This is a genomic window from Methanosarcina sp. DH2 (assembly GCF_020804225.1).
GTDB lineage: Archaea > Halobacteriota > Methanosarcinia > Methanosarcinales > Methanosarcinaceae > Methanosarcina.
Window position 1 is genome coordinate 26,939 of the sequence record NZ_WJBI01000020.1, and the last position, 20,356, is coordinate 47,294.

Sequence of the window (20,356 nt, forward strand, 5' to 3'; positions counted from 1 at the left end):
TAGTATTTAAGTTCACCAGTTCACTTCAGTTTACTAGTGAACTAATGAACTAATTAGTTCACTAGTAAACTTTTTTTTGATAATATGTAGATGAATCACGATTTTTTAAGTAAGCGGGCTATACTATCGGTGCTAACAGGATTGCAAAAGGACGCAAATCCTGACGTCCTTATTGCATTGTGATAGCAACTATTGGATAAAACGACATGAATCTAACTTGACAAAGGAGAGATAAAACTGGCTTACTCTGTTTCAAGTGATATTAACTGTTCTCAAATTGATGCAAACTTACGAAAGTTACTGCCAGAATCGATTCGGATAATGATTGAAATTGAAGAAAGGGCCCAGGAGGAAATAAAGAATATTCTTCAGGATGTTTCAGAAGGAAAAACAACCTTAGATCTAGAAAAACGAAAAAGGGGTATATTGTAATTATCTTCTATATTATTTCGAGAAATTATTAGTGTATGGTCTAATAGGGGGCCTGGGTTATGAGTAGTAAAGTGTTAAAGAAAATTTGTATTGAAGTTCCTGAAGATCTTGTCCAAGCTATACAAAATGCAAGAAAAGCAGGTAAAAGATATAAAGGCGATCTATATAGCAACCCTTTAGCGTATGCAGTTGGTGCACTTGTTCTTTTGGGAACTGCAGACAAGAAAGAGGAGATTCTGAAGGAACGTCTTAAAAATATAGGGATAGAACGTAACTTACTGAATTCCGAGGAACGCTTAATATTAGAGGATCTAGAAGGGATAGAAGCCGAAAAAAAGACTAAACTAGACTATAATATTAAGAGACAACAAGAAATAAAATTACTTGCTGATAAAATCCTTGAATATTGGGATGATATTGCATTTTTTAATAAAAAAAATTGCATTACGTATATCGTTTCGCCCTTTGAGGGAAAGCTAACAAAATCTAGAGTGGAAGCTATATTCCCGTCAGTTTATGAACCTGCTCCCTCACCTGAAAAAGCATTGACCATTGCAGCTGGCCTTTTGTATTATGACGGAGATGGGTGCAGTGAATAATGATATCTGGGAACCTACGGAAATTGGAATTAAAATTCCTCAGTTGAAAGGTCTTACCTATTTTTTAGAAACTTATTGTAAAGAAGAAATATCTGAACTTGTGATGAAATATCCACACAAAAACAGCATATACATAGATTTTAGAAAAGTTATACGTTTTAGTAATGGATTAAGGGAAGCTTTGGAAAATAAGTTTGAACAGATGTCTTTGAAATTACAAATGGCTTTAGCTGACGTGGATCTGATACAGTGCAGTATAAAAAAAATCAATGTAACCAAAATCAAATTTCGAATTAATGAAATACCTACAGATTACAAACAACGTTTGAGAGATCTAGGAACAAAGGAGATTGGAAAGCTAGTTTGTGTGGATGGTTTTGCTCGTGTAGTTACGAATACAGAATCTAAAGAAGTCAAAACCGCCTTTAAGTGTCTTAGATGTGGGCATATAACTTTCGTAGAACCGGATGGAAATACAAGTGAGGAGCCATATTTTTGTGAAAATACCACATGTGGAAAAAGTGGGCCTTTTAAAAAAGAGATTTCCCTTACTGAATTTGTAGACTTTCAAAGAATCATAATTCAGGAATCTCCTGATTCCACGAGAGGAACAAAAACCAGAGATATGATAATTGAATGTGATGAAGAATTAACTAATCAGATAGAACCTGGTGAAAGAATCACAGTTATAGGTATTCTGACACTACGGCAAACAGAAAAAGATCGGAAGAAAACGGTCCATGAAAAGATAATTAAGGCTCTTTCTATTGAAAAACAAAATGTAGGATTTGATGATTATATCCTGACGGAGTCTGATGAAGAGATTATAATAAAACTAAGCCGAGATCCAAAAATTAAAGAGAACATCATAGGAAGTATAGCTCCTTCTATTCATGGACATGACCGAATAAAAAAAGGTCTTGCTCTTCAACTGTTTTCAGGTGTTCGAAAGATCTTACCAGATGGGACAACTGAGAGAGGAAACATTCATGCGGTATTGATTGGAGAGCCTTCTACATCAAAAAGCCAATTATTGAGAAAGATAGTATCGCTTATTCCGAGAGGAGTTTTTTCAAGTGGTCAAACTTCAAGTGGTGTTGGGCTGACGGCTTCTGTTGTAAGAGACCCTCTCAGTGATGGCTGGATCCTACAAGGTGGAGCAGTTGTAATAGCTTCAGGTGGAATTCTTGCCATTGATGAGATCGGGCAAATTAAAGAGGAGGATAAAAGTGCGCTTCATGAAGTTATGGAACAAGGAACTGTGAGTATAGCAAAAGCCGGGATAGTTTCTAAGCTTCAAGCTGACTGTGCGGTTCTTGCAGCAGGTAACCCTAAAAAGGGATATTTTGATCGAAATGATAAAACTCAACATCCATCAGAGCAAATTGGGCTTCCTCCTGCATTATGGTCTCGGTTTGATCTCACTTTTCTTGTTTTAGATGATCCTGATCCAATTATTGATAAGGAAATTTCGAATCATATTTTACGAAATCATCTGGTTGGCGGAATGATACAGAATCGATTACACTCAAAGAATCCTATCTACACTGAAGAAAAAGTCAAAGAGGCGAAATTGGAAATTGAGGCTCCGATTTCGGAAGAGATTCTGACCAAATATATCGCATATGCACGTACAAAAGTGTTTCCTGTTGCTACCTCCCTCGAAATAAGGGAGAGTATCCAGAATTTTTATTTAGATATTCGGAAAATGAAATCAGCTGATCCTACTTCTCCTGTACCGATAACACCTAGAAGCTTAGGAGCCTTACAAAGGCTCTCCGAAGCCAGTGCAAGAATGAGGTTATCGAATATTATTTCTGAAGAGGATGTACAGTTTGCTATGGAAGTAATGAGGTCCTCTCTAATAGATTTAGGAATGGATGAAAACAATAGATTAGATGCAAATTTATTGAACGGACTACCTTCTCAGAGTCAGCAAGAGAAAATTGAATGTATAACGCAGACCTTAAACACAAAAAAGGGACATACTGAAGAAGAAGTGGTAGGCCTCATGAAATCATGGTATAAAATGTCAGAAGGGGAAACAAGGGGCATAATTAAAAAACTATCTGAAAGAGGGAATATAACTAACATAAACGGACTGTTGAAGTATGTAGTGTAGGGGGAACGTAATTGGATTGCGAGGATATTGATTTAGCATTAAAAAAAGAAAAAGAGAATAAGACACTGCCTGCTTTACCGACTACGTTTTACAAAGATGCTGAAGAGTATTTACGAAAAGGGGAAGAAGATCTAAAAAAATATAATTCTAGATCAGTTGAAGCTCGTATGATCTCTGAAGAATTAGATACAAGTATAAAGAGGCTTAAAATCGTTTTCAAAAGTCGAACAAATAAAATTTTAATGATGATATCCCAGATGAGTGTACTCGATCCTTATGTAAAAACAACTATTCATAAAGATTACAACAAGCTTCTCCCTGAAGAAAAGAGAGTATACGATATAATAGCTCAAACTCTTGAAGCTATGAGATGTGAAGTTTTGGACCCTGTCATTTCCCCTGGTTCTCCAAAAGCTATCTGGCCAGAGGTAATAAACTACTCTAATAAACAGCTGAATTCGATTTCTGAAAATAAGTTTCTGGAAGAAATCCAGATCAAAGAAATAGTTCCAACAGAAAAAGATGAAAGTCCTAAAAAAGACGTTTCTTCAGACCATAGTTCTAATACAATTCAAGAAGTAAAAGAAAACAAAAATGAGTATATGTTAGTCAGGATTCTCAAAGGAATTCCTACTTTTGTAGGAACAGATAGTAGAAACTATTCTGTAAAAGCAGAAGATATAGTAACACTTCCGATTATAAATGCCCAACTGTTAATTAAAAAAAATTTAGCTCAACAAATCAATTCTTTCTGAAATTTATATCGTTTAAAAATTAATTGAGTGACGAATTACAATAGTGGAAACTCATATAGAGAGTATAGCTCTCTATAGTTCTCTTTTCGATAAAACACTAGGGATAGACTAGCCTAGTGTTTTGTCCTAATTATAACCTATAGATTTTTCTGTTCTCTTTTGGAGATTTTTTTCGATCATTTACATTTCTCCCTTTACAATCATAGCAACCCAACTAACCGGTGCATAAACGATAGAAAAATCATATATTTTCATATAATTAATATATAGAAATGTTATAAAAATCATATAATAAAAAGATATATATAGATTGAAATACTATTACTGATGGGAGTTAATGGAACTCTCGTAAGGTGCGAATAGAAAATGGGGTGATAATATGAAAAAAAATGATTTCAACTCAAGTTCTATCGAAATGAAGTTTAAGTGCCATCAAATATTGTCCGAAAACCTTGAAGAAAAGTATACTTCTAAAATTCGTTTTGTGCCTGCTGCTTCCGAAGATTCTATTTCAAAATCCTCTGAAATTCCATCCTCTGTTTATGAGGTTTTTGCAGAGATTGTTCAGGACAATATGGTAAACTCTGTCAGGGAAATTATTGCATTTGATGCTGATTGGAATGTACTGCTCAGTTCATTAAATCTCAATGAACGGCAATTAGAAAAATTACAAAATTTTTTCAGCAATCTGTAGACCGATTTAGTTAATTGATTCTATCCGATTCAGGGTTTACCGTCTTTTGGTATATGAGAAAGTAGAATTTCTAACTTAATTTTTACTTCGATAAAATAATAATAACAAACATATAAAGTCAAAAACTGCAAAATCTCAATTTCACTGATACTTTAGGAGATGAATGCGGCTCGCGGGCGGGGGCGAGTTGTGAGTCACCAATGATATGAATATATCATAGGTATCGAAATGGAGATTTTTTCATCCCTTTATATCACGTCGTATTCACGCAGTTATTCATCTCTAATTCGTGCTATTAGAATGTTGAATTTAAAATAAACAAGTTCAACAAAATTTAACAAGTCTTGTTAGGAGGCCAATGAATTCCAAAAATAAATCCTGATAATATGTGCCAAAGAAGGAGAGTCTCCTGTACCAGATGTGGACATTCCTTTATTAGTAAAGTCAAAGTTCCAACATGTACGAAATGTAGACGAACGACTACAGTAGACACTGTAAAGGTTAATAAAAGTCTAAGAAATGATGCTGTACTAAAAGAAGTTGCAGAATTGAGAAGAGAGTTCCAAGAATATAAAAAAATAGTGAATCAGGTACTGAAAGACCATAAAGAGCATATAGAGATGCTAGCTAGATTCAAAAATAAATCAACCATAATTTTAAACAAAGTAGGGATTCCGATCTCTAAAGAAGTATAAAGTCTCCAGGAGGAACAGATATCGAAAAGAGAAGTTTGGGCATAGTTGGTGGGCCTGCCTATTATGAGAGGCTTCAGGATGAAGTGGACCAAAAAGATAAGGTTATTCCCTTAACTATAGGTAGATTTCCTCTTACAGAGGCTTCTAGAAAGCTAACTCATTTACCTGATCCTGCGAATGCAGATCCAAATAAAGTAAATGTTCCCTTTCCACTAAAAAAATTAGTATCATGTCCAGTTGACATTGTAGTAAGACAAGGTTGGAACAAAAGATATTATCCGGGAAATAAATTGTACAAAGGAAGAGCATATCTGGGAGTAGATCGACATAAACGTCTTTTTTTCCAAGTCGGAATCCAGCTCCCTGGGCATAAATATATCAAAGTAACAATTTCCAAAAAGTATCTTTTTGAAATGCTAAAGTACCATCTAAAACTAAGACCAATTCCTTCGATTCCTAAAGGTGATCATAACTTGTGGTTTGAAAACCCTAAAATTGAAGCCGAACTTAAACGTGAGGATATAGAAAACCTTGATCCTGATACTATAATAGATGAGTATCTAGCAGCCGTAGCAAACATGGAAAAGGTATTGAACAGCCCATGTGCAAATACTAAGAGGGCTCGGAAACAATATTATGCATTGTTAGCTCTTGAAGATAAAATTAAATTATGGGCTTTCACACAGGCCTGTAAAAAACAAAATGTAATTCCCGATCCAGATATATACAAAAAAATTGATAAGAGAGCCACAAATTTAACTGCGTTTAAGGCAGGTCTTCTAACTATAAAAAGTAGAGATGAAATGTGATTGGATATAATATTGAATCCATACTTCCAGAGATTGAGAGAAATTTTAAGTAAGCTCAAAATTTAACTGCAAGATTCTAATTATTCTTTTTTTGTCAGTCTTTTTCTTATTTGCTTTTATCTCCTAGATTTCTACAGATCCATAGAATCTATTAATAAATAGAAATCTTAATGTCCTATTTTTTTAAGGCTTACGCATTTGATGTACAAAATCAAGTACAATAAACCTTAAAATCAAATGAACGTTTTTGAGAGTTGGAGGTTTAAAGTACATTAATTTTTTAGTTCAACTGCGTAAGTTCTTAAGGCTTATAGGGTGAAACTTTTGGTTAATTAGTTTTGCTCTCTACTATTCTTTCCTGAACATTTGCTTTACCTTAGCGAGCCTTTGCTCCATATCAGGTCCCTCAAGCTCCTCTACAACAGTTTCAAGTAGATCAGGTATTTTTCAGATTCTGTGGACATTTTTCCATACATTGACCGCACTGAACACATTGAGAAACAAATCCTGGATCTATATTTGAAAATATTCCACTTGTCCATGTTACGTAGTTTAAATTTACCCCATCAACATTGCCGAACATATGTAGGTTATTATAAATTCTAAAGCAGGAAGGTATATCAACACTGGAAGGACAGGGCATGCAATACTGGCAGCCTGTACAGCCAATTTTCCTATATCGACAGTATTTTTGCTTAACCTTACCAATAAGTTGTATTTCGTTTTCTGTAAGTGAATTTGGGTATGCTTCATCTGCTATTTTCAGGTTTTCTTTTATATGGGATCCCTCGTTCATACCTGAAAGAACGACCGTAACTTCTGGATGATTCCACACTCAGAGAAGAGCCCATTCTACAGGTGTGCCTTCCATCTCCACTTCTTTCTAGATATCTTCCCTGCTAGAGGTATTGAGCTGGCAGATAACCTCCGAGCCAGGGTTCCATGATAATTACTCCAAGATCCTTCGAAGCTGCATATTTAAGTCCTTCAGTTCCTGCCTGATGATTTTGTCCATGAAATTGTACTGACCTGGCAGAATATCTAGGGATATGCGTCTACAATCCGCTTAAAGTCTTCAATTGACCTATATGTTCGCGAGAAAAAAGAAGAACGTTGATCCGTTTTTGTTCTTCCCCGCATCCTTTTATTGACCGTAAAAGGATTGAGGGAAGAACTGTGTTTGTTTTCCGAAAAATGTTCTCAAAACTTAAAAAATGAGAATATTTAAGCAGAAGGAAAAACCTTCAGCTTGTTAATTTTCCCAAAACATAATATGTATTCGAAGATAAAAACATATCGTTTCTAACAGCAGACACTCTGTGTAAAACTCCATTTAAAGGTAAATATATCACTTGCAGGAGTGTATGTTTTATCCAAAATGAGAAAAAATACTATTTTTACCCTTTTTCTTCAAACCAATCCTTTTATAGAGAACAAATCACAATGTAATTGTATCTTTTATTGCATGATATGAGTTACTCATTTTAGAAATATCAAATTTTCATAGGATTTTCATATTCATCAGGAAATTATTTAGAAAAAGAGGGGAAAATATTATTTTTCATGATCATACTAATAAGAAATAAAGTGTTAATTTTTACTCAAATCACAGAACATTCTAAATGTGATAAATGTGATAGCCCTCCGAAGATATACGGGGATTTTTTGGGGGGTTTTCATACCGTTACCTTTAAATAGCCTACATTTCATATGGAATATCTAAAGAAAGAGGGGTTATTCGGCTAGTGGATGCTATATAAAAAAAGAAGATTTTAAGAAGAAAAAAAAATATCTATAGATCTTCGGACGGCTATCACGTTATCACACTATCACATTTTAGATGTGATAAATGAATTTGTCATGTAAAGTAAAAATTGTCTAGTATTCTGTATAAACCTTTAATGATAACTTTTCTCTTCTAAAATTCATAGTATCAAATTGTTAAAAAATGTTGAGTATAAATTTTTTCAGTTATCACATAGGGTAAAAATGCACTGAATATGTGATAAAATTTAATTTTTTGAAAATTTATTTTCAACTTATCTTATAAATTATGTTGCTTATTTTATCACTAATCTCTTATTATTCTTTTATCACATGTAATAATGTGATAACTCTAAAAAACACTCATTTTTGGCAAATGACAAATGTGTGATAAATTTGTGATAAATTTGTGATAGCTCTGTGACGACTCTATCAAATCACCCAATTTTAGGCATTTTGTATTATTATAGCGTTACTTTTTTTAAGTCATTATTTATATCGTCTATCTTTATCTGTATTATTCTATCTTGTTTTGTCATAATTTCTTGTTCTGGTCCGCTTCATAGAGTTTTTATACGGGCAGTCATGGCTCTATATGGTATCTCTCTTATTTTCTCCTTCTCAAGCCACACTTTTCTTACCTTTTCTGATCTCTTTATATTATGAAGCGTAAAACCCCTAGTCTTTAGAATTGACTGTTTTACAGATAAACACCGTTATTTAAACAATCTGATACCATTTTAATGGAATTTTTGAGGATACCTACTTTGTAATAGAATATACTTCCTCATTCATTCTAACCTCTTTTATGAAAGTCTAAGCTCCAAATACTCAGTCTGTCGGATTCCAATTGGTAAATTTTCCTTATGACCTGCCTCTTTAAGTACAGCAACTCATATAGAAAACAAATAGTACTGAGAAACTATAACAGAAATCTTAATTGAACGAAAAAAAGAGTTGAGAATGAGATTAATATGGGAGAAGGAATTTGAACTTATAAACACCTGTGCGATAGGATTTTGAGTCGAACACAGTTGACCACTTTGTTACTCCTGCCTGTTTTATAATTACCTGACTAGTCTAAATATCATCTATTCTTCCTGATTATATCTTGAGTGTTTCTCCTCTAGCTTTGCTGTGCAGTCATAAAATATTGATTTTTGTTTTGATTTACTAAAATTTTTAATGTTAAGTACTGAAACCTTTTTCGGTAAGGCAGCAACAAATGTAAACTGTACCGAATTTAGTTTTGACTCGGATCCGATCATGAAAAGAAGGAAATCAATGTCATTTACGGTAAAAAACAGAAATATAGTGACATTGAACTAGTACCATGTAATCTTCAAGTTAAACGCCAAATTGTAGTAAGGGCAAATTCAACTTTAGATTTTATGGAAATTTTTATACATAAGCTGAGTATAGATAAAGCTCTCTAAAAAACTTAGATAGAGTTTATTCATTTAGGCAAGCAATCGAATCTTTATTTGTTAGCACATTTTTTTTTGATTGGGAATTGGAAGTGATTAATAAAAACATAAAATTTAAGCTTTCTTAATTCATTCTTTTTCTATGTCTGAAATTTTGAGAGATTCAGCAGAGGATTGCTTCCAAAAGACCTTTTCCATAATTCAAACAGAGAAGTCGGTTGATATTTTAAAAGAACTTGAAAAAACCGAAGAAATCACAAATCTACTCTTAAAGAATCAGGAACACGAATTTTTTAAAGAAAATCTCCAGATAAAATTACACTATGTTTTCAGTATTGGATATTTCGTACAAAGTAAGGGACTTTTTTCTCAAGCACAAAATTTCTATGAACTATCCTTTTTAATCTCTCAAAATCTCCTCCAAATAGATCCTAAAAACGTATTATACAAATCTCACATAGGAACTATTTTTAACAATCTTGGTGCCTTGCTCTGGACTATGGGTAGACACGAAGAAGCAAAACAAAAATACGAAAAAGCTCTCGAAATTTATGAAAACTTACTCCAAACCGATCTAGAAAACTTAGAGTACCAATCAAGTGTTGGAGGGACACTCAATAACCTGGGAAACCTGCTTAAAGACATGGGTAGACTCAAAGAAGCAAAACAAAGATACGAAAAAGCACTTTCAATTTATGGGAAATTGCTCAAAACATATCCAGAAAATATAGAGTATCAATCAGAAGTTGGAAAGATATTCAATAACCTTGGTGCTTTGCTTTCTGATATGGGTCGTCTCAAAAAATCAAAACAAAAATATGAAAAAGCGCTTGGCATTTACAGGAAATTGCTTAATACATACCCCGAAAATGTAATGTACCTGTCCGATGTAGCAATGACATTCAACAACCTAAGCCTCTTGCTTTCTGATATGGGTAGGCTTGAAGAAGCAAAACAAAGATACGAAAAAGCTCTTGAGATTTATGAATACTTACTTAGTAGAGATTCAGAAAACGAATTGTACCAATCATACGTGGGAACGACACTCAACAATCTCGGTACCTTACTTTCTGATATGGGTAGGCTTGAAGAAGCACAACAAAGATACGAAAAAGCTCTTGAGATTAACGAAAACTTACTCCAAACAGATCCTGAAAATGTATGGTATCAATCAAGTATATCAACGTTGCTTAACAATCTCGGGAACCTACTAAAAAACATTGGTCGTCTCGATGAAGCAAAAGAAAGGTACGAAAAAGCTCTTGAAATGAGGGAAGACTTACTCCAAACAGACTCAGAAAATATATTGTACCAATTAGACATAGCAATGATTCTCAATAATTTCGGCTTCTTGCTCTCTAACATGGGTTGGATCGAAGAAGCGAAAGAGAAATATGAAAAAGCGCTTGAAATAAGGGAAAAATTACTCAATACAGACCCCAAAAATATAGCGTACCAATTGTACATTGGCACGACACTCAACAATCTTGGTATCTTGCTTTCTGATATGGGTTGTCTCAAAGAAGCAAACCAGAGGTACAAAAAAGCGCTTCAAATTTACGAAAATTTACTTCGTAGAGATCCCAAAAATGTATTGTACCAATCATACGTTGGAATGACCCTCAATAATTGTGGTGATTTATTATATAGACAGGAAAACTACTCAGCCGCTATAGACTTTTATCTAAAGGCACTGGAAGACTATATATTAAATTCTTCAAACTTAGACTTACTGTTTAGAATTTATGCATCAATTGGAAGGTGTTATGAGAAACTGGATAACTGCGATAGCGCTTATATCAATTACAAACAATCCATAGAATCCATCGAGTCCATTAGAAGTCAATGTTCAATCGAAGAGATTAAAATGGATATAATGTGGGACAAAGGCATACCATATACCGAACTGGTTTCTCTCCTATATGCAAAAATGAACAAAGTAAGCGAAGCATTGGAGTATATAGAGAAATCTAAATCACGTGCATTGCTCGATTTACTTCGTTTTGTAGAGATTGAAATACCACAAGAAGTACCAGAAAACCTGAAATCAGATGAATTAAAACTTGTTAAACAAATAAGAAATCTAAATCGACAGATGAAAACAGTAAATAACCAAGAATTAATGTCCATTTCTAAACAAATTATGAAATTACAGTCTGAACTCACTGAACTCTATAATAAAGTAGCTGATTTTGCACCTGGATATGTAGATTTAAGAAAAGGCAAGCATCTCAAAATTGATGGAATAATAGAACTTTTGAAAACATGAACTTAGGCAAATCTATATTTTTAATATTATTGAGCCTATAGCTTATTCATAGTTTTTATTTTTCTGGAAATGTAAAAAGTCAACTTTATAGTATTTCATATAGGCACTGATAATTTATCATCATAGTGGCAATTGTAATCTGCTCAACAATTGTTACATTCTCACTGCTCATCAAGTGTTTCGTACAACCTTGATGAAGAAGTTAATTCAATACTCAAAATCAACTCATTTAAATCTTTCTTTGAGTGACGAGTTGTTTTTACTATAAAATGAATTCCGCAAGTTTTAATAAATAAAAATCAACTTGACTTTATAATCGAATTGTTATTTATTTCACCTTTTAACTTGACACTATACTATAACATTTTACAAATGACTGCGAATAATTATAATATGTAGAATATGGCATAAACTGTTATCAGGAAGTGAGCCAACAATGTCACAGGCAACTTCGAAAGATTATGAGATGCTTTATGAAGAAGCCGAAAACTATCTTGCCGCTGGAGATTTTGAGCGTGGAATCGCTCTTTTAGCGCAGGCAAGTATGCTTGCCGAATCTTTGGGGAAGATACTCGCACAAGGTGCTATTCTCAATAATCTGGCGCTGGCTCAGAAGCATGCTGGCCAAACTAATGCCTCACTGGATACTATAATAAAAGCTGTTGATCTTTTGAGACGCGCTGGGGCTCAGGCTGAATTGGCTGAAGCTCTTAGAAATGAAGGTTTCATCGAGAGAGAGTTAGGTAATCTGGATGCAGCCATACAGCATCATACAGCTGCCTTTACAGTTTTTGAAGCCATAAACGACGGTCTTGGCATGGCAAAGATACTTATCGACATGGGACTGGACTACAAGGATCAGAGCCAACTTACAATGGCACATGCCAGTTTTGAGCGTGCCCTCGCACTGCTGGCAGATTATATAGAACCAAGCGTCAAAGCACATGCCTTGATTGGGTTGGGTCTCACATCGGAGAAGTTGCATAATATTAAATGTGCTCGTCAATACTACCTGGAAGCTCTGAAAGCATATCGTGAGGCTAGTGATCTTGAGAATGAAGCCATGACGCTGCATAATCTTGGACAACTATACGACAATCAGCAGAAATTTCAAATTGCACTGAACTACTACAGGCAGTCATTGGAGATCAACTTGGAAATCGGTTCAAAAGGGGGTGTGATAGCAGACCTTTCTTCGCTGGCAGCTATATATCAACTAACCGGAGATCTAGAGCAATCCCGGCAAATGCATGAACATGCGCTTAATCTACAAGAAGAAATAGGAGATCGTCTAGGGCAGGTGTGGACTTATAGTGACCTGGGGATCCTGGTAAGAGACGCCGGACAATTCAATGAAGCTGAAAGATACTTGGCCAATGCACTGAGACTGGCTCGAGAGATAGGAGATCCACATGAAATACATAATGTACATTTTAACCTTGGCGACATTCACATGTTAGGAGGATATTTATTTAACTGGAATAATGTTCCAGGAAACGATAACGAAAGGCTAATAGAACTTCTAATACAAAAATTTAGAGCTAGTTGGGTAAAAACTTCAAAGATTGAAAAGATCAATAATGGGAATACTATAAAGATTTCCTCTGAAAATAATTCTCTTTTTTTGAAACTCAACTATGATATCGATAGGGAATTCCTGACAATTAATGATATTAGAGCTGACGAATTAGTTGTGATGGCAGAAAACGATGAGCGAGGTGTATATTTAGCTAGTCGATTAAATGACGCTGCTAATAACTATGTAGCTGCTGTAGATGCATTGGAATCGGTACGACATAGGCTTTTACTGGAAGAGGAAGCAGTGAGTTACTTCGATGAACCTCATTTAGAAGCATATGACCGGCTTGTAAGACTTTACGTCCGTGGTCTCAGTAATCCCACACAGGCGCTGATATGGGAAGAGCGGGCAAAAGCCCGGGAATTTTTGAGACGCTTGCGATTAAGCGATATCTCAAGGCCATATCAAATTCCAAAGGAACTCATTGATCGAGAAACTCAATTATTGACTCGATTACGCCAAACCGCATCTGCCATATCAACAGCTAGCGAATCAAATAGGTTAGTTGCAGTGAAGGAATATGAATCAATAGAAATTACACTTCGTGGTATTTGGATGGAAATAAAGCTCTTCAACCCTGAATATGTAGCACTAAGGTATGGAGAGCCGGCTTTGTGGGAGGATATACAAAAATGTCTGCGACTAACATGAATTGCAAGTGAGTATAAGAGAGGTAATTGGGTGGAAGAAAGTGATTAATATGAATTCTACTCATGATCTACAAAATTCGCTGATCGAAGCTCAGCGCTTGTTTTATCTCGGTCAACTGTCTAAGGCAATAAGTCTGGCACAGAGAGCTGCAGAATCACCTGCTTTGACTCTACAGGCACGCTTACTTATGGTTCGTTGTCTATTTTCTCAGGGAAAATTTTGCGATGCTGATGCTACTTGCAGTTTGTCACTTGAAACATCATTGTCAGATAGCGAGGGTATACGGGAATTACGTTTGTGGCATGGTTTTCTTCAAATTTATCTGGCAGGAAATCCAACTGCTGCCCTGGTTGAGTGTGAGGATGCAATATCATGGGCCAAATCACAGCCAGATAGCCTACACCTCATTGCAGTAGCTAATGACCTGATGGCTCGTGCAAAAGCCATAGCAAGTGAATGGAGTTTGGCACCCCCATCCAGTTTGACGGAGGCTCGTGTTCTATCCGCCAGGGCAGCCGAAGCCTACCGGGATCACGGTGATTTTTTAGAGTCATTGAGTGCCATGATCAAGCAGGGTCAATTCTACCTGATGGGTATTAAAAAAGATCGAGATACTGCCAGGAAAATTTTACAGGAAGTGCAAATTCAGGCATTGGTAACCGGGAATAATGTACTCCAGGCTGAAGCAGCATTACATACAGCTGAGTTGGACTTTGAAGACATGCTTGCCCGGCGAGCAGTAGAACAGGAAATTAGAGTAGAAAATACTCCATACAAGTACTCACTGGCCCTGTACAATGCGACTGAACATGCTCTTGGTCCAGCAGATGTCTTATTAAGCTTAGGACGTAGCCTTGTCAATACAGGCTTCGACGGCATTAATGTCCTGAATCAAGCACTAAATATCTACAGTCAGGAAGATAATCTGGCTGGCATAAACAGCGCGCTAAGTTCCCTTGGCACATGTTATTTGCAGCAAGGGAGGACGGCCGAGGCGTTACATTGCCATCAACAAGCAGTAAAAGTTGCTGAAAAAATGTGCTTTCCCTTGGGACAGGCTACTGCTTACATGGGCATAGGCGACTATTTCTATCGAACCGGCGACTATGCTCGCGCTCTTGGTGCTTATGAAAAGACCGGAACCATTGCTGCGTTCTCTGCTGTGCGGACAATGTTGAATCTGGCTCTAGCTAATGCTTATATTTCGATGAACCTGCACGACAGGGCAGAAGTAACTTGCAGAGCAGCTATTGAAACTCTGAGATTATCTGGCCCAAATGAACGCCTATCATTAGCATATTATATTCTGGGTAACATCCAGGCAAGCAATGGTGACTGGGCAGTCGCTATCGAAACCTGGAAAGATGGTCTGGCTGTGGATAAATCCATAAATAACCGACATGGCCAGGCGGAAAAACTGCAGTGTATTGCCCAAGCCACGGTTATGCAGCATTATCTTCCAGGCGGTCTTCCCATCCCTGATTTAGCTTACAAAGAAGCAACATCTCTCTACATGCAGGCAATTGTCCTGCTAAGAGAAATTGGGGATCAGCAAGCTACTGCAGCTATTGCCAGCATACACCAGTTGCTTGGACAGACTGCTGTCACATGTGGACATTTTTTAGATGCCCTGCAATATCTGGAGCAGGCCCGTAATGGTTACGCAGCCATTGGCCTGGCTATGCAAACCGCTACTACTGACGTCTTATTGGGTTTGCTCTGTCACGACCTTGGAGGCAGAGGAGCTCCTGATCTCTACGCCGAGGCTGAACGCTGTCAGGAACGAGCTCTGAACTACTTCAAAGAAGCTGGTATGCTTGAGATGACCTGGAAAGTCCGTTTCTACTCCGCTCACACTGCCTTCCGGCGCAGTCTGTTGGCTATTAATAGCGATGAACAGCAAGCATACTGGCAGAATGCTGCTGAAAGGCTGGAAGAAGCCGCAGTTGACATTGAGATGGTGAGAGGTCGTTTCATTGAGGTAGATCTTATTGCAAGGGAAAACGCTCGACTTGGACTGGTGAACGATGAGGAAAAGGTTTACGCATTTGCTATACAAATGCATTTCCTGTATTTGAAGAACACAAAGAGCGCATTCAACTGGCTGGAAAGACTCAAGGGGCGAGTTTTTCTTGATGCTTTGTCACTTACGCCTCTGCGCTCTCCTATTCTGACAGACACTACACTTATTGATAGCGAAAAGGAGCTGATGAAGGATCTAAAAAATGCTTCATCTCAGAACCAAGTAGTTGATTTGAATAAAAGAGTGCATGTTCTCTGGGATAGAATGGCTACTGATCCTGCTGCAACTGAGTACGTGACCCTTAGGCGTGGAGAGCCCGTCAATTGGGAAAATATAAGAGTACTGCTTCAGCCTCTGTTGTAAGAGGGATGATATGGAATCGAAGACAAATCCTTTGAACGCTTATGTTCCCCAAGAAACGGCTGATCTTTTTTGGCATCTAGCAAAACAGATGGCATCGGGTTTGCTTACACTGGACGAAACTATTGGCGAATTATATAATTCCACAGTGGGAGAGAATTTGACACTTAATCAGGTAATAGCACTGGATGCTGCCACTAGAACACTATTGGATAAGTACTCTGACATAGCACTTGCTTTGGGCCGTATAAATTACGAATTGGCGCGAATTAGTAATCAGACTGAGTTTTCAGGATATTGTGGGTTGACTTTGGCGCTAGCTCATCGGAAACTGGGGCAACTTAAAGACGCCATAGCGATCCTCGAAAAATCAAGAGACTATTTCCGGCAAGCCAATAATTTACAGAATGAAGGTTTAGCTGTGGGCAATCTTGGAAATGTGTACTTCGAACTGGGTAGGGTGGATCGAGCACTTGATTACCATAAGGCTGCCTTAGCTCTATTCCATGAAGTTGGAGACGATGTTAATGAAGGATTGTGGCTGGGCAACCTGGGTACAGCTTACAGTGCAATAGGAGATCACGGGAAAGCAATCTCCTTTTATATGCAAGCATTAGAGCTTGCACGCAAGCTTGATGATAATATCCAAGTGGGTCGGCGCTTGAACGATTTAGCTTATGAACATATTGAGCTCGGTAAGTATCAAAAAGCCTTGGAGCTATACCAAGAAGGGCTTGTTGTTGCCCATGACACTGGTGAGCGACGATTAGAAGGTCGTTGCCTTGGAGGTATCGGTACCGTTCACCACCGACAGGGTAATGTACGCCAGGCAGTCGAATTCTACCAGCAAGCCTTGACTATGTCTATGGAGACAGGAGATCGCCGCATGGAGGGGGTATGGCTGGGAAGTTTGGGCAATGCTTTCAATGATTTAGGAGATTACCCAAAAGCTATTGGTTATCTGGAGCGTGGTTTAGCTATTGCTCGCCAGGTAAGGGATCGACCCCATGAGGTAATATGGCTGATTGGATTGGGCTTAGTGCATGATGATCTCAATGAATATCGTCAGTCTTTGTCATTATTTGAACAGGCATTAAGCCTTGTTCAAGAAATTGGGGATAAACAACAGGAGAACAACTGTCTTGGACATATAGGGTTGATTTATGGTAAGTTGCATGATCTTGAGCGCGGAATTGCTTTCCTGCAGAAAGCATTAGCAATTGCACAAGAAATCAGTGATCGGCCGCGGGTAGGAGTTCACCTGGGTAATCTGGGCATTTTATATCAAGAATTCCATGACTATCCAGAAGCTATCGAATCTTACGAGCAGGCACTAGCTATTGCACAGGAACTAGGTGACCAGCGAAATGAACAAACGTGGCTAGGTAACCTGGGTCTCGCCTACCGTAATCTGGGCTATTACCAAAAAGCAGTTGACTTTACGGAAAAATCTCTCAAAATTATTCGCCAGCGAAATGATCGTATAGCTGAAGCCCATCAACTTGCAATCCTTGGCTTGCTTCAACGTGATATAGGGCAGTACCGTCTTGCTATTGCCAACCTTCAAGAAGCACTGGCTATAACATGTGAATTAGATGACAGATGGAATGAGGTCTTGCGATTGAATAACTTGGGCTTGGTCTATGTGGCACTCGGCGATTACAAACAAGCTGTATTATTGCAAAAAGAAGCTTTGAGAATCGCACAAGAGACTGAAGATGAAGAAGGTGAGTTGACCATACTTGGCAGCCTCGGTAGTACATATTTTTCTCAGGAAGACTACAATCAGGCAGCTGAATTCTATCAGAGGAGTCAAGCTTTAGCTCAAAAGTTAGGAGACAGGCAAATAATAGCTAGCACATTTGGTGGCCTGGCTAATGTTTACTATGTTCAGGGCAATTATAACCAGGCCATTAGCACTTACGAGAAAGCACTTGAAGGTTCTCGACAAATTGGTGATCGTAGAAATGAGTGCATATGGCTGAACAACTTAGGGCAAGTCCATCGCTCTCTTGCTCGAAAACAGTTCCGTGAAGATCAGCGCGCTGTTTACCTTCAGAAAGCCAAAGAGTATGTTCAAAAGGCTATCACTCTGGCATACAAAATTTCCTTTAGCGATGCCGAAATGACAGGTCAAACAAACCTTGGTCATATTTATGCTTTAGATCTGGAAGATACTAAAAGTGGCCAGATATGTTATAAAAATGCTATTGAACTCCTTGAAAGGACACTAGGTATGCTAGTCGAAGAGTCACATCGCATAGGATTTTTTGGACAGGCACTGGATGCTTATAATGGACTGATGGCATTATACCTGGCACAGGCAAACTGGCGAGATGCTTGGACAACGATTGAAAAAGCCCGCTCACGTACTCTAGTCGAACAACTTGCCCAGACTTCGTTTTCTCCTCAATCTTCAATAGATATTTCACTTCTTAATGAAGAAGCCCAGTGGCTTACGGAGTTACGTCGTTTAAACCTAGCACTGCGAAATGCTTCTGCAAATGAAGCGACTCGTCTGGCTAATAAAATAGAAGTTGCACAGAAAGCCCTAGATATCGTACTGGAGAGAATGGACACAAATGCGCCAGATTATGTTGCTTTACGGCGTGGTGTGGCTGCAAAATTCTACGAAGTGAAAAATTTATTGAAGTACACAAAACAAATAGATGTGTGAAGTACAATGAAGGCATTATTTTGTCTTCTCACTCAAATAATAACGTTGTGAACTGGACAAGAATAACATCATTATACTGTTTTCTATCAATGTGATAGTTGAAAGTTTTTAGAAGTAAATAAGCGAAGATACAGCTTAGCAGGTGAGAAATCATGTCAATTAAACGTGTTGTTTTGGCTGAATACTATACCACTGATGACATGACTTTACTGTTCATCATCCGAGAGGATTTTGATGAGCCACATGTGGTTGAAATTAAAAAGCAGTTAAAAGAAATAAGACAATTTGTCAACGAACATTTCAGCAAACAGATTAATAAGGAGGGGAATGTCGTAAAAACGACTGGTCAGAAAGTGAAAAGTCTGGATGAAAATGCCTTCCAGAACTTTTTTGAACCTTTTGTCGCTCCTCTAATGTCACTTTCAACTAAAGGCGATTTGATGACGAATGAGGGTGATATCATCTGGTTTGTGCCTCATGACATGCTCCATTATGTACCTTTGCATGCAATCAAAGCCGAGGGGCGCTATCTTATCGAACGCAACCCAGTTTGCTATACTCCCAGCGCTTCAGTAATGAAATATTGCCAAGCGAAAAGCAAAGGCAGACTTGAGAAAGCGCTGGTGCTTGGGGATTCTCGCAATGACCTCATTCATGCAAGAGAGCAAGCCCAAGCAGTTGCCGAGCTCTTTTACACAAAGCCTTATCTTAACGGGCAAGCCACTAAGTCGCTGGTTAAAGAAAAGTTGGAGAAAGAAGGTAGTGATATCGATATATTGCATTTCTCCTGCCACGGTAAGTTTGATCCTTACGAGCCTCTCAAATCCTGCATAGTACTTGCGCCTGAGCAAGATATAGATAAAAATTCAAGTGTGGAAAACGAAGGAAGATGGAACTTGACTGCTGAGGAAATATTTGGTATGGAAATGCATGCCGATCTTGTGACAATAAGTACATGCGAAAGCGGAATTAATGATCGTAAGCCTGGAGATGAGTTGATTGGTCTTACCAGATCTCTCATATATGCCGGTACACCATCTGTAGTTGTCAGCCTCTGGTCTGTAGACGAGATTTCTACAAGCATTCTCATGCGTAAGTTCTACCAGGCGTTAACTGAAGCGAACAAAGCTGAAGCATTACAAAAAGCGCAAATTGAGTTGATGAGGTTAACTGCTGAAGACGTAATTGCTTACTGCAAAGAAGCAAAAGGGAATCTCATTGGCCCTGATGCTCTTAATGCTCAAAGATTATTAGATCGAAATATTGCGGATATGCAGTACAATGCTAGAGATTTTGAAGAAGCATTGAATGGTTACACCAAGCTATGTCATGGCTTAAATCCTAATAGTAAAGAGTATAAATATCTCAAGAATATGATATCTGCTTGTAGTCTTGCTATGAACAGACCAAAGCCTATTAACTATGAGATTAATATGTTTTCTCGCCCATATCATTGGGCATCTTTCATTCTGGTGGGATATTGGAAATGATAAAGGTGGT

General features: G+C 37.5%; 11 protein-coding genes. 10 read left to right on the forward strand and 1 reads right to left on the reverse strand.

Going from position 1 to position 20,356, the window contains the following annotated elements:
• Positions 1–491: 491 nt before the first annotated feature.
• The 5 genes from FXV91_RS17520 to FXV91_RS17540 all read left to right on the forward strand — a co-directional run bounded on the left by FXV91_RS17520 (position 492) and on the right by FXV91_RS17540 (position 6,106).
• Complete coding sequence (locus FXV91_RS17520) at positions 492–1,031, forward strand: hypothetical protein (protein ID WP_229392014.1); 540 nt, start codon at positions 492–494, stop codon at positions 1,029–1,031.
• Entirely contained in the window at positions 1,006–3,153 is a 2,148-nt protein-coding gene (locus FXV91_RS17525) for a minichromosome maintenance protein MCM (protein WP_229392017.1), read from the forward strand. Before FXV91_RS17520 ends, FXV91_RS17525 begins: the two co-directional genes overlap by 26 nt.
• 11 nt (positions 3,154–3,164) lie before the next feature.
• Positions 3,165–3,908, forward strand: coding sequence for a hypothetical protein (locus FXV91_RS17530; protein WP_229392020.1), 744 nt, complete (start codon positions 3,165–3,167; stop codon positions 3,906–3,908).
• A 379-nt stretch (positions 3,909–4,287) separates the two neighbouring features.
• Positions 4,288–4,602 carry a hypothetical protein gene (locus FXV91_RS17535; protein ID WP_229392021.1) on the forward strand — a complete coding sequence of 105 codons (315 nt, stop codon included), beginning with the start codon at positions 4,288–4,290 and terminating at the stop codon, positions 4,600–4,602.
• A 730-nt stretch (positions 4,603–5,332) separates the two neighbouring features.
• On the forward strand, positions 5,333–6,106 hold the full coding sequence (locus FXV91_RS17540) for a hypothetical protein (protein ID WP_229392023.1): 774 nt from the start codon (positions 5,333–5,335) through the stop codon (positions 6,104–6,106).
• A 436-nt stretch (positions 6,107–6,542) separates the two neighbouring features.
• Here FXV91_RS17540 and FXV91_RS17545 read toward each other — a convergent pair whose 3' ends face one another.
• Positions 6,543–6,902, reverse strand: coding sequence for a 4Fe-4S dicluster domain-containing protein (locus FXV91_RS17545; protein WP_229392024.1), 360 nt, complete (start codon positions 6,900–6,902; stop codon positions 6,543–6,545).
• A 2,537-nt stretch (positions 6,903–9,439) separates the two neighbouring features.
• On the opposite strand from FXV91_RS17545, the gene FXV91_RS17550 reads away from it, so the two are divergent.
• The 5 genes from FXV91_RS17550 to FXV91_RS17570 all read left to right on the forward strand — a co-directional run bounded on the left by FXV91_RS17550 (position 9,440) and on the right by FXV91_RS17570 (position 20,346).
• Entirely contained in the window at positions 9,440–11,566 is a 2,127-nt protein-coding gene (locus FXV91_RS17550) for a tetratricopeptide repeat protein (protein WP_229392025.1), read from the forward strand.
• Positions 11,567–12,002: 436 nt separating this feature from the next.
• Positions 12,003–13,796, forward strand: a complete 1,794-nt coding sequence (locus FXV91_RS17555) for a tetratricopeptide repeat protein (RefSeq protein WP_229392027.1) — start codon at positions 12,003–12,005, stop codon at positions 13,794–13,796.
• 49 nt (positions 13,797–13,845) lie between these two features.
• A complete protein-coding gene (locus FXV91_RS17560) occupies positions 13,846–16,182 on the forward strand; it encodes a tetratricopeptide repeat protein (protein WP_229392068.1) in 2,337 nt (778 codons plus the stop codon).
• Positions 16,183–16,192: 10 nt separating this feature from the next.
• Positions 16,193–18,856, forward strand: a complete 2,664-nt coding sequence (locus tag FXV91_RS17565) for a tetratricopeptide repeat protein (protein WP_229392029.1) — start codon at positions 16,193–16,195, stop codon at positions 18,854–18,856.
• A gap of 152 nt (positions 18,857–19,008) precedes the next feature.
• Complete coding sequence (locus FXV91_RS17570) at positions 19,009–20,346, forward strand: CHAT domain-containing protein (RefSeq protein WP_229392031.1); 1,338 nt, start codon at positions 19,009–19,011, stop codon at positions 20,344–20,346.
• The last annotated feature ends 10 nt before the right edge of the window (positions 20,347–20,356 follow it).

What these genes read in the sequence shown, in the direction of transcription:
- FXV91_RS17520 (WP_229392014.1), top strand. Translation starts at nt 492, where the DNA reads ATGAGTAGTAAAGTGTTAAAGAAAATTTGTATTGAAGTTCCTGAAGAT.
- FXV91_RS17525 (WP_229392017.1), top strand. Translation starts at nt 1,006, where the DNA reads ATGACGGAGATGGGTGCAGTGAATAATGATATCTGGGAACCTACGGAA.
- FXV91_RS17535 (WP_229392021.1), top strand. Translation starts at nt 4,288, where the DNA reads ATGAAAAAAAATGATTTCAACTCAAGTTCTATCGAAATGAAGTTTAAG.
- FXV91_RS17545 (WP_229392024.1), bottom strand. Translation starts at nt 6,902, where the DNA reads ATGAACGAGGGATCCCATATAAAAGAAAACCTGAAAATAGCAGATGAA.
- FXV91_RS17550 (WP_229392025.1), top strand. Translation starts at nt 9,440, where the DNA reads ATGTCTGAAATTTTGAGAGATTCAGCAGAGGATTGCTTCCAAAAGACC.
- FXV91_RS17555 (WP_229392027.1), top strand. Translation starts at nt 12,003, where the DNA reads ATGTCACAGGCAACTTCGAAAGATTATGAGATGCTTTATGAAGAAGCC.
- FXV91_RS17560 (WP_229392068.1), top strand. Translation starts at nt 13,846, where the DNA reads ATGAATTCTACTCATGATCTACAAAATTCGCTGATCGAAGCTCAGCGC.
- FXV91_RS17565 (WP_229392029.1), top strand. Translation starts at nt 16,193, where the DNA reads ATGGAATCGAAGACAAATCCTTTGAACGCTTATGTTCCCCAAGAAACG.
- FXV91_RS17570 (WP_229392031.1), top strand. Translation starts at nt 19,009, where the DNA reads ATGTCAATTAAACGTGTTGTTTTGGCTGAATACTATACCACTGATGAC.